Annotated in this window: 8 protein-coding genes; 6 read left to right on the top strand and 2 right to left on the bottom strand. The window is 64.2% G+C overall.

Annotation, left to right across the window (positions count from 1 at the left end; translation table 11 throughout):
* The first annotated feature begins 208 nt into the window (after positions 1 to 208).
* From aceE to lpdA, 3 genes are all read left to right on the top strand, one after another.
* Complete coding sequence (gene aceE / locus GWL_RS04175) at positions 209 to 2905, top strand: pyruvate dehydrogenase (acetyl-transferring), homodimeric type (protein ID WP_008327017.1); 2697 nt, start codon at positions 209 to 211, stop codon at positions 2903 to 2905.
* A gap of 164 nt (positions 2906 to 3069) precedes the next feature.
* Positions 3070 to 4731 (top strand): dihydrolipoyllysine-residue acetyltransferase, encoded by a 1662-nt coding sequence (aceF, locus tag GWL_RS04180; RefSeq protein WP_008327021.1) that lies wholly within the window; start codon positions 3070 to 3072, stop codon positions 4729 to 4731.
* A 30-nt stretch (positions 4732 to 4761) separates the two neighbouring features.
* Positions 4762 to 6525, top strand: coding sequence for a dihydrolipoyl dehydrogenase (gene lpdA, locus GWL_RS04185; RefSeq protein WP_008327023.1), 1764 nt, complete (start codon positions 4762 to 4764; stop codon positions 6523 to 6525).
* Between the two features lie 81 nt (positions 6526 to 6606).
* Here lpdA and GWL_RS04190 read toward each other — a convergent pair whose 3' ends face one another.
* The gene (locus tag GWL_RS04190; RefSeq protein WP_008327025.1) at positions 6607 to 8022 is read right to left on the bottom strand and encodes an FAD-binding oxidoreductase; all 1416 of its coding nucleotides are present in this window, start codon (positions 8020 to 8022) and stop codon (positions 6607 to 6609) included.
* Positions 8023 to 8030: 8 nt separating this feature from the next.
* Positions 8031 to 8717, bottom strand: coding sequence for an aspartate/glutamate racemase family protein (locus tag GWL_RS04195; RefSeq protein WP_008327028.1), 687 nt, complete (start codon positions 8715 to 8717; stop codon positions 8031 to 8033).
* Between the two features lie 118 nt (positions 8718 to 8835).
* On the opposite strand from GWL_RS04195, the gene GWL_RS04200 reads away from it, so the two are divergent.
* The 3 genes from GWL_RS04200 to GWL_RS04210 all read left to right on the top strand — a co-directional run bounded on the left by GWL_RS04200 (position 8836) and on the right by GWL_RS04210 (position 11643).
* On the top strand, positions 8836 to 9780 hold the full coding sequence (locus tag GWL_RS04200; RefSeq protein WP_008327029.1) for a LysR substrate-binding domain-containing protein: 945 nt from the start codon (positions 8836 to 8838) through the stop codon (positions 9778 to 9780).
* Positions 9781 to 9911: 131 nt separating this feature from the next.
* Positions 9912 to 10853 carry a dihydrodipicolinate synthase family protein gene (locus tag GWL_RS04205; RefSeq protein WP_008327032.1) on the top strand — a complete coding sequence of 314 codons (942 nt, stop codon included), beginning with the start codon at positions 9912 to 9914 and terminating at the stop codon, positions 10851 to 10853.
* A gap of 10 nt (positions 10854 to 10863) precedes the next feature.
* Positions 10864 to 11643, top strand: coding sequence for an SDR family oxidoreductase (locus GWL_RS04210; RefSeq protein ID WP_008327034.1), 780 nt, complete (start codon positions 10864 to 10866; stop codon positions 11641 to 11643).
* The last annotated feature ends 1 nt before the right edge of the window (position 11644 follow it).

Below are 11644 nucleotides of genomic sequence, written 5' to 3' on the forward strand. Positions count from 1 at the left end.
AAATTCGTCGTCCACACGGCTGGAAGACCGTACATTTAAGCCTGTTTCGCCTCCGACGCCTTGCCCCAAGGGTCAGGAAAGATTGCAATACAGGCAACACATGACAACTTCCTGCATCACCTGCCGGCGGCATTGCGTACCGAATGACCCGACCGACCCGCCTGGTTTATCCGACCGGACGGATCTCTCAACAACCAGGAGACATGACATGTCAGCCCAAATCGATCAAGTTCTGGCGCAGGCCGCCAACGATCCCGATGTGATGGAAACCCAGGAGTGGCTTGACGCCCTCGAAGCCGTGATCGAAAAGGAAGGCCCGGATCGCGCCCACTACCTGATGGAACGCATGGTCGATCTGGCCCGCCGTCGTGGTGCCCATATCCCCTTCTCCAGCAACACCGCCTACGTCAACACCATTCCCGCCGACCAGGGCGAGCACTGCCCGGGCAACCTGGAATATGAAGAGCGCCTGCGCTCCTGGATGCGCTGGAACGCCATGGCCATGGTGGTCAAGGCCAACCGCGTCGATGGCGACCTGGGTGGACACCTGTCTTCCTTCGCCTCGCTGGCCAACATGCTGGGCATCGGTTTCAACCACTTCTGGCACGCTCCGACCGAAGACCACGGTGGCGACCTGCTGTACATCCAGGGCCACTCCTCGCCCGGCATCTACGCCCGCGCCTTCCTGGAAGGCCGCCTGACCGAAGACCAACTGATCCACTTCCGCCGCGAAGCCGATGGCCATGGTCTGTCGTCCTACCCGCACCCCAAGCTGATGCCGGAATTCTGGCAGTTCCCGACCGTCTCGATGGGCCTGGGCCCCTTGATGGCGATCTACCAGGCCCGCTTCCTGAAGTACCTGCACGCCCGTGGCATCGCCAAGACCGACAACCGCAAGGTCTGGGCCTTCTGTGGCGACGGCGAAATGGACGAGCCGGAATCGATGGGCGCCATCGGCATGGCCGGCCGTGAAAAGCTGAACAACCTGGTCATCGTGGTCAACTGCAACCTGCAGCGTCTGGACGGTCCGGTGCGCGGCAACGGCAAGATCATCCAGGAACTGGAGTCCGATTTCCGCGGCGCTGGCTGGAACGTGGTCAAGGTCATCTGGGGCAGCGGCTGGGACGAGCTGCTGGCCAAGGACAAGGACGGCATCCTGCAGAAGGTCATGATGGAAACCGTCGACGGCGAGTACCAGAACTACAAGGCCAAGGACGGCGCCTACGTGCGCAAGCACTTCTTCGGCAAGCATCCGAAGCTTCTGGAAATGGTCTCCAAGATGTCGGATGACGACATCTGGCGCCTGACCCGTGGCGGCCACGACCCGCACAAGATCTACGCCGCCTTCAAGGTCGCGCAGGAATCCAAGGACCAGCCCACCGTGATCCTGGCCAAGTCCATCAAGGGCTATGGCTTCGGCAAGGCCGGCGAAGCGCGCAACACCGCGCACAACACCAAGAAACTGGACGACGAAGCCATCCGCGCCATGCGCGACCGCTTCCAGCTGCCGATCTCGGACGCTGAACTGCCGAACATTCCGTTCTTCAAGCCTGCTGACGACGCACCGGAAATGCAGTACCTGCACGAGCGCCGCAAGGCCCTGGGCGGCTACCTGCCGCAACGCCGCGTGCACGCGGACGAAAAGCTGCCGGTGCCGGAACTGTCGGCCTTCCAGGCCATGCTGGAGCCCACTGCCGAAGGCCGTGAAATCTCCACCACCGCCGCTTATTCGCGCGTGCTGACCGCACTGCTGCGCGACCCCAACCTGGGCCCGCGTGTGGTGCCCATCATGGTCGACGAGTCCCGTACCTTCGGGATGGAAGGCCTGTTCCGCCAGATCGGCATCTTCAGCCAGGTCGGCCAGCTGTATGAACCGGTCGACAAGGACCAGGTGATGTACTACCGCGAAGACAAGGCCGGCCAGATCCTGCAGGAAGGCATCAACGAAGCGGGCGGCATGAGCTCGTGGATCGCTGCGGCGACCTCGTACTCGACCAACAACCGCGTGATGATTCCGTTCTACACCTACTACTCCATGTTCGGTCTGCAGCGTATCGGCGACCTGGCCTGGGCAGCGGGTGACATGCGCGCACGCGGCTTCCTGATCGGCGGCACCGCCGGCCGTACCACCCTCAACGGTGAAGGTCTGCAGCACGAAGACGGCCACAGCCACGTGTTCGCTTCGGCCATCCCGAACTGCATCCCCTACGACCCGACCTTCGCCCACGAAGTCGCCGTGATCATCCATGACGGCCTGCGCCGCATGGTGGCCAACCAGGAAGACGTGTTCTACTACATCACCGTGATGAACGAGAACTACGGCCACCCTGGCATCAAGCCGGGCCAGGAAGAGGGCATCATCAAGGGCCTGTACCTGTTGAACGAAGGCGGCAAGGAAAACAAGCTGCGCGTGCAACTGCTGGGTTCGGGCACCATCCTGCGCGAAGTCATCGCCGCCGCCGACCTGCTGCGTGATGACTGGAAGGTCGATGCCGACGTTTGGTCCGCACCGTCCTTCACCCTGCTGGCCCGCGATGGCCAGGATGTGGAACGCTGGAACATGCTGCACCCGGCCGAGGCCCCGAAGAAGAGCTACTTCGAGCAATCGCTGGAAGGCAGCGAAGGCCCGATCGTGGTCTCCACCGACTACATGCGCACCTACGCCGAGCAGGTCCGCGCCTTCGTGCCGAAGGGTCGTTCCTACAAGGTGCTGGGCACCGACGGTTATGGCCGTTCGGACACCCGCGCCAAGCTGCGTGAGTTCTTCGAAGTGAACCGTTACTTCGTGACCGTGGCGGCCCTGAAGTCGCTGGCCGACGAAGGCAAGATCAAGCCGGAAGTGGTGGCGCAAGCCATCGCCAAGTACGGTATCGATCCGAACAAGCCCAACCCGGTGACCCTGTAAGGACTGCCTGACCGACCATCCCCGCCTCAGCCTGCTGATCGCGGGGATGTGTCGTGTCTGGAACTGCCACCCCAACGGGGAGGTCCGCTGCTCAGTCAGCACCTGCCCTAAGCGAATACTTCTCCCGGCACAGCGCCTGGGAACAGAACAACGGAGCGCATCAGATGAGTCAAGTCGAAGTAAAAGTCCCGGACATCGGCGATTTCAAGGAAGTCGAAGTCATTGAGGTGATGGTCAAGGTCGGTGACACGATCAAGGTCGACCAGTCGCTGATCACGGTCGAATCCGACAAGGCCAGCATGGAAATCCCGTCCAGCCAGGCCGGCGTGGTCAAGGAAATCAAGGTCAAGGTCGGTGACAAGGTCGCCGAAGGCTCGCTGCTGGTGATCGTCGAAGGCGAGGGCGCTGCTGCTTCCGCCGCCGCACCGCAAGCCGCCGCTGCCGCTCCTGCGGCCGCGCAGGCCTCCGCCCCGGCACCGGTCCCTGCTGCTGCACCGGCAGCCGCTGCTGGCGGTACCGTCGAGATCGAAGTGCCCGACATTGGCGACTTCAAGGAAGTGGAAGTCATCGAAGTGATGGTCAAGGTGGGTGATACCGTCAAGGCGGAGCAGTCGCTGTTGACCGTGGAATCCGACAAGGCCAGCATGGAGATCCCCTCCAGCCACGCTGGCGTGATCAAGGAACTGAAGGTCAAGCTGGGTGACAAGGTGTCCAAGGGCAGCATCATCGCCACCATCGAAGCCGCGGGCGGTGCGCCTGCCGCTGCTCCCGCTGCTGCGCCTGCAGCCGCGCCGGCCGCCGCTGCGGCACCGGCTCCCGCCTCAGCACCCGCACCGGCCGCTGCTGCCGCCGTGCCCGCCATCGCTACCGCGTCGGCCACCAGCACCGGCGGCAAGGCCCACGCTTCGCCTTCCGTGCGCAAGTTCGCCCGCGAACTGGGCGTGGATCTGTCGCGTGTGCCGGCTACCGGTCCCAAGGGCCGCATTCTGCAACTGGACGTGCAGAACTTCGTCAAGGGCGTCATGGCCGGTTCCACCTCGGTGGCGGCTTCCGCACCTGCCACCAATGGCAGCGGCACGGGCATGAACCTGCTGCCGTGGCCGTCGCTGGACTTCAGCAAGTTCGGTGAAACCGAACTGCAACCGCTGTCACGCATCAAGAAGATCAGCGGCCCCAACCTGCATCGCAACTGGGTGATGATCCCCCACGTGACGCAGTTCGACGAAGCCGACGTGACCGAGCTGGAAGAATTCCGCAAGACCTCCAACGATGCCTTCGCCAAGGCCAAGTCGCCGGTCAAGCTGACCATGCTGGCCTTCGTCATCAAGGCCAGCGTCTCGGCGCTGAAGAAGTTCCCGGCCTTCAATGCGTCCCTGGACGAGAAGGGCGAGAACCTGATCCTGAAGAAGTACTACAACATCGGCTTCGCCGCCGATACCCCGAATGGCCTGGTGGTGCCGGTCATCAAGAACGCCGACCAGAAGAGCATCGGCCAGATCGCCACCGAAATGGGCGAACTGTCCGCACAAGCCCGCGACGGCAAGTTGAAGCCGGCCGACATGCAAGGCGCGACCTTCACCATCTCCTCGCTGGGTGGCATTGGCGGCACCGCCTTCACGCCCATCATCAATGCGCCGGAAGTGGCGATCCTGGGCCTGTCCAAGTCGATCACCAAGCCGGTGTGGGATGGCAAGCAATTCGTGCCGCGCCTGATGCTGCCGACCTCGCTGTCCTATGACCACCGTGTCATCGACGGCGCCATGGGCGCGCGCTTCTCGGCGTATCTCGCCGACGTGCTGGGCGACCTGCGCAAGTCGCTCCTCTAAGCCACCACCGAACATTACGGAGTCAGGACAATGAGTCTCTCTGAAGTCAAGGTCCCCGATATCGGGGATTTCAAGGAAGTCGAAGTCATCGAGGTGATGGTCAAGGCCGGCGATACCATCAAGGTGGACCAGTCGCTGATCACCGTCGAATCCGACAAGGCCAGCATGGAAATCCCGTCCAGCCAGGCGGGCGTGGTCAAGGAAGTCAAGGTCAAGGTCGGCGACAAGGTCGCCGAAGGTTCGCTGCTGTTGCTGGTGGAAGCGGCCGGCGAAGCCGCTGCAGCCCCGGCTCCGGCTGCACCGGCTGCAACGCCTGCTCCGGCAGCCGCTCCCGCTGCCGCACCGACGGCGGCCAGCTTCGGCGGCAGCGCTGACGTGCAGTGCGACGTGATGGTGCTGGGTGGTGGTCCTGGTGGTTACTCGGCTGCCTTCCGCGCCGCCGACCTGGGCTTGAACACCGTCATCGTCGAACGTGAAGCAACGCTCGGTGGCGTCTGCCTCAACGTCGGTTGCATCCCGTCCAAGGCACTGCTGCACGTGGCCGCCGTGATCGACGAGACTGCCGCCATGGCCTCGCACGGTGTCACCTTCGGCAAGCCCGAAATCGACATCGACAAGCTGCGCGCCTACAAGGACAAGGTCATCGGCACCATGACCGGTGGCCTGGCCGGCATGGCCAAGGCCCGCAAGGTGCAGGTGGTCAATGGCGACGGCCAGTTCGCCGGCCCCAACCACATCGAAGTCACTGCAGCGGACGGCAGCAAGAAGGTGGTGCAGTTCAAGCACGCCATCATCGCCGCCGGTTCCTCGGTGGTGAACCTGCCGTTCGTGCCGCAGGATCCGCGCATCGTCGACTCGACCGGCGCGCTGGAACTGCGCCAGGTGCCCAAGCGCATGCTGGTCATCGGCGGCGGCATCATCGGCCTGGAAATGGCGACCGTCTATTCCACCCTGGGCGCGCGCATCGACGTGGTCGAGATGATGGATGGCCTGATGCAGGGCGCGGACCGCGATATGGTCAAGGTCTGGCAGAAGTTCAACGAGAAGCGCTTCGACAACGTCATGGTCAAGACCAAGACCGTGGCCGTGGAAGCCCTGCCCGAAGGCATCAAGGTCACGTTCGAAGCCGCTGAAGCCGGTGCCACCGCACCCGAGCCGCAACTGTACGACCTGGTGCTGGTGGCCGTGGGCCGCAGCCCGAACGGCAAGAAGCTGTCGGCCGACAAGGCTGGCGTGATCGTCTCGGATCGCGGCTTCATTGCCGTGGACAAGCAGATGCGCACCAACGTCCCGCACATCTTCGCCATCGGCGACCTGGTGGGCCAGCCCATGCTGGCGCACAAGGCGGTGCACGAAGGCCACGTGGCCGCCGAAGCGATTGCCGGCGAGAAGAGCTTCTTCGATGCCAGCGTCATTCCTTCGGTGGCTTATACCGATCCGGAAGTGGCATGGGTCGGCGTGACCGAAGACGAAGCCAAGGCAAAGGGTATCAAGATCGAGAAGGGCCACTTCCCGTGGGCCGCGTCCGGCCGCGCCGTGGCCAATGGCCGTTCGGAAGGCTTCACCAAGCTGCTCTTCGATGCCGAAACCCATCGCATCATCGGTGGCGGCATCGTTGGTACCCATGCAGGCGACATGATCGGCGAAGTGGCGCTGGCCATCGAGATGGGCGCCGATGCGGTCGATATCGGCAAGACCATCCACCCGCACCCGACCCTGGGCGAGTCCCTGGGCATGGCAGCGGAAGTGGCAGAAGGGCATTGCACGGACTTGCCGCCGCAGCGCAAGAAGTAAGCGCAGCGTCTTGCATGAAAAAATGGCGGACCCTCGGGGCCGCCATTTTTTTCATGGGGGCACGCCTGCGTGGTTCATCCTCTAGAGCAGCTTCCCCGGATTCATGATCAGGTTAGGATCAAACGCCTGCTTGATGCGCAACATCAGTTCCATCTCCAGCGGCGACTTGTAGTGCCGTAGTTCATCGCGCCGCAATTGGCCCACGCCGTGTTCGGCACTGATGCTGCCTTGTTTCTCCGTCACCAGGTCGTGCACCAGCCGGTTCAACTGCAACGTGGCCTGCTTGACCTCTTCATACGAGGAGGACAACGGAATCATCACATTGAAATGCAGGTTGCCATCGCCCAGGTGGCCGAAGTTGATGATCTCCGCCTGCAGCTCGCAAGCGGCAATGATGCGCTCGGCCTGCTCCACGAACTCGGCGATGGCCGAGATCGGCAGTGCGATGTCGTGCTTGATCACCTTGCCCGCCCGCACCTGGGCCTGCGAAATGCCCTCGCGGATTTTCCACAGGGCGGCGGCCTGCGTACCGTTGGTGCAGAGCATGGCGTCATTGACCAGGGCATCTTCCATCGCTTGCCCGAGCAGTTCTTCCAGCATGGCCTGCAAGCCCAGGTCTTCGGTATCGGCCAGTTCGATGAGGGCGTTGTAGCGCGCCGGCTGGGCCAGTGGTGCGCGGGTATCGGTCACGTGCTGCAGCACCAGCGCCAAGGAGGCGGCCGACATCATCTCGAAAGCCACCAGCCGGTCGCCGCAGCGCGCCCGCGTGCGCGCGAGCAACTCCGCCAGCTGCGCCAGGCTGTCGCAGCCGACCCAGGCGGTAGCGCGCGCATGCGGTTGCGAAAACAGTTTCAGCACTGCACCAGTGATCACGCCCAGGCTGCCTTCGGAGCCAATGAACAGGTCGCGCAGGTCATAGCCGGTATTGTCCTTGCGCAGGCCGCGCAAGCCATTCCAGATGCGGCCATCGGGCAGGACCACCTCCAGCCCCAGCGCCAGCTCGCGCATGTTGCCAAAGCGCAGTACCGCAATGCCGCCGGCATTGGTGGCCAGGTTGCCGCCGATCGTGCAGCTGCCTTCTGCACCCAGGCTGAGCGGAAAGTAGCGTCCTGCGGCGCGCGCCGCGTCCTGCGCATGGGCCAGGATCACGCCGGCATCCACCGTCATGGTGTTGTTGATAGGGTCCACCGCGCGGATGCGGTTCATGCGCGTGGTCGAGAGAATCACCTGGGCACCGCTGTCGTCGGGCGTAGCGCCCCCACTCATGCCGGTGTTGCCGCCCTGGGTGACGATGGGGGTGTGGGTCCGGTGGCACAGGCGTACCACCTCGGCGGTTTGTGCGGTGTCGGCGGGGCGCACCACGACGGCGACCCGGCCATGCCACTTGTTGAGCCAATCCTTCACATACGAAGCCTGCTCCTCGGCCGCCGTGACCAGTCCCGCGTCACCCACGATGCTGCGCAGTTGCGCTATCAGTTGCTGGGTATTTTCATTCATATCGGTCCTCAGGCGCCATGCCAGTTCATCTTGATGCGGCCGATGGCCATCGCCGCTGCCGCTTGGCTGGGTTCCACCACGGGTATGCCCAGCGCTTCCTGCAAGGCGTCCCGATAGACCGCCATGCCGGCGCAGCCCATGACGATCACGTCGGCGCCATGGGTATCCCGCAGGCGCAGGCCGACCTCGCGCATGCGCGCCAGCGTGCGGTCGTAGTCGGCCAGTTCGGTCACGTTCAGGCCGATGGCCAGCTCGCCCGCCAGCCGTGACTGCACGCCCATGGCGCCATAGGCGCGCAGATGGCGCGGGATGGAACCCGGCAGGATGGCGATGACGCCGAAGCGCTGGCCCAGTGTCAGGGCCGTCAGCACACCACTTTCCATGATCCCCAGCACCGGCACGTCGACCGCCTCGCGCACCGCATGCAGGCCAGGATCGGAGTAGCAGGCGATGACGAACGCACCGGCACGGGCACGCAAGGAGCGCGCCAGCGATACCAGCTGTGGCGCCACGCTGTCCACGTCCTGCTGGGTCTGGATGCCGGGCGGGCCGGAGGGCAGCGACAGGCATTCGATGGCCGGTCCTCCGGCCATGCGCAGCGGCGCCATCGCGGCATCGATGCCGCGCGTGACGGCGGCCGTACTATTGGGATTGATGACGAACAGGGCAGGGCCGTCGGCCGGGACAAGGGACATGATGGTTTCTCGCAAAACAGGAGTCAGCACAGGCAACGACTGTACCCCAGGCTGACGGGCATGCTCCTTGCTCATTTGTCGGTTCCCCTTAACATGCTGTTATGCGCGATGAGGATCCATGGCACTGAACCTGCGCCAGATCGAGGTGTTCCGGGCGGTCATGACGACCGGCTCCATCAGCGGCGCCTCGCAATTGCTGTTCGTTTCGCAGCCGGCGGTGAGCCGCCTGCTGTCCCACACCGAGCAACGGGTCGGCTTCGCCCTGTTCGAGCGTATCAAGGGCCGGCTGTATGCCACGCCCGAGGCCAAGAAGCTGTTCCATGAAGTGGAGCACGTGTACCAGGCCGTGCAGCGCGTCAACGAGCTGGCCACCGACTTGTCGGAAAACCGCAGCGGCATCCTCAACATCGTCTCCAGCCCGAGCATCGGGCAGATGCTGATCCCCCAGGCCATCGCGCTGTTCCGCAACCGCCATCCGGAGGTCAAGCTGACCTTCCACTGCCTCAACTATGGCTACCTGAAGGACCGCCTGCTGTCGCGCCAGGCGGACCTGGGCATCATCATCCTGCCGATGGAGCATCCCAGCCTGCAGGTCACGCCCCTGTGCAGCAACCGCCTGGTGTGCGTGCTGCCCTACAACCATGAGCTGACGCGGCGCGGCACCCTGAGCCTGGCCGACCTGCGGCCCTTCCCGCTGATCTCGTACAACCGTGATTCCCCTTTCGGCGGCATCGTCGGGCGCTTCTACCAGTCCGAAGAAGAAGCCTTGCGGCCCATCATGGAAGTGGGTTCGCCGCAGAACGCCTGTTCGCTGGTGCAGATGGGCGCGGGCGTAGCGCTGGTGGATGAATTCTCGGTGCGCAGCTGGGCCGGTACCAGCCAGATGGTGGTGCGGCCGGTGGCCCGTGCCCCCATCCTGCGGGCCAACCTGGTGCATGTGCGTACCGAGCCGCTCTCGCAATTGACCCAGGCTTTCATCGCCGAACTGCAGCAGCTGGTGCGCACGCAGGGATATGGCCTGCCTGATGAAGAAACGAACATATCGACTGGAACCGGCGATTAACACGACGTTAAGGCAAGCACACAAAAAGGCAAGCGACAAGCGCAGATGACTCCACGACAATCGTTTGCAACTTCTCCGGTCCGCCGCCAGGTTGGCCGCCGTGCCCACTCTTTTTTCATGGAACGTCGCGCATGTCTTCAACTCTCGCCCCTGCTTCCGCGCTGGCCACTGCGCGCGGTGTCTATACCATCTGCCCCACGCCTTTCCACGCCGATGGCGCACTCGACCTGGGCAGCATCGCCAGCCTGGTCGAATTCCAGATCGCAGCTGGCGTGTCCGGCCTGGCCATCCTCGGTTTCCTCGGCGAAGCCCACAAGCTCTCCAACGCCGAGCGCCGCGCGGTGACGTCCACGTTCGTCAAGTGTGCTGCCGGACGGGTGCCGGTGTGGGTCGGTGTGCGCGCACTGGGCCTGGCCGGTGCCATCGAGCAAGCCACCGAGGCAGCCGAGGCGGGTGCGGCAGCCGTCTTCGCGGCACCGCTGGACATGGCCTCCGATGCGGTGCAGTTCGACTACTACAAATCGCTGGCGGCGGCGCTCTCCATCCCCGTGGTGATCCATGATTTCCCGGATTCCTTCGGTACCGAGATCAAGGCCGAGGTGATCGCCCGCCTGGGACGCGAAGGCGGCGTCAACTTCATCAAGATGGAAGAGCCGCCGGTAGGCCAGAAGATCAGCCGCATCCGCGACCTGGCCGGGGAATCGATGCGCATCTTCGGTGGCCTGGGCGGGGTGTATTTCCTGGAAGAGTTGCAGCGCGGTGCGGTCGGCACCATGACCGGGTTTGCCTTCCCGGAGATCCTGGTGCGCATCTATGACCAGTTCGCGGCCGGTGACCTGGCCGGTGCGGCGGCCACTTTCGACAAGTACTGCCCGCTGATCCGCTATGAATTCCAGCCCAAGATCGGGCTCTCGTTGCGCAAGTACGTCTATCGCAAGCGCGGTGTCATCAGCAGCGACGCCATCCGCTCGCCCGGCATGCGTATCGATCCCGAGACCGAGCGCGAACTGGAAGCCGTGATCGCTCGCGTGGGCCTGGACCTGGATCAGCGCGGTGCGCTGGTGATCCGCTGAGGAGCCGCCGATGAATCTGGGAATCGCCGGACGACGCGCACTGGTCTGCGCTTCCAGCAAAGGCCTGGGACTGGCCTGCGCCATCTCGCTGGCACGCGAGGGTGTGGCCGTGACCATGACCGCACGGGGTGCCGAGGTGCTTGAGGCAGCGGCGCAGCAGGTGCGGGACGCCACCGGCGCCACCGTCATCACCGTGGCCGGTGACATCACCACCCCCGAGGGCCGTGCCCTGGCGCTGGCCGCCTGTCCCGCGCCGGACATCCTGGTGACCAATGCAGGTGGCCCCAAGCCGGGCGACTTCCGCGAGTGGTCGCGCGAAGACTGGATCGCCGCCATCGACGCCAACATGCTCACCCCCATCGAACTGATCAAGGCCACCGTGGACGGCATGATGAAGCGAGGCTTCGGCCGCATCGTCAACATCACTTCCGGGGCGGTGAAAGCACCCATCGACATCCTTGGCCTGTCCAATGGCGCGCGTTCCGGCCTGACCGGATTCGTTGCCGGTCTGGCGAGAAAGACCGTGGCCCACAATGTGACGATCAACAATCTCTTGCCCGGTCCCTTCGAGACCGAGCGCCTTCTCACCACGGCGGCAGCCAGCGCCCGTGGCACCGGCAAGACGGCTGAGGAAGTATTGGCCGCGCGCCGTGCCGCCAACCCGGCCGGCCGCTTCGGCCAGCCGGCCGAATTCGGCGATGCCTGCGCCTGGCTGTGCAGCGCCCAGGCCGGTTTTGTCACCGGACAAAATCTGCTCATGGATGGCGGCGCCTATCCCGGAACCTTCTGAC

This window comes from Herbaspirillum sp. GW103 (genome assembly GCF_000261365.1).
Taxonomy (GTDB): Bacteria; Pseudomonadota; Gammaproteobacteria; order Burkholderiales; family Burkholderiaceae_D; genus Herbaspirillum.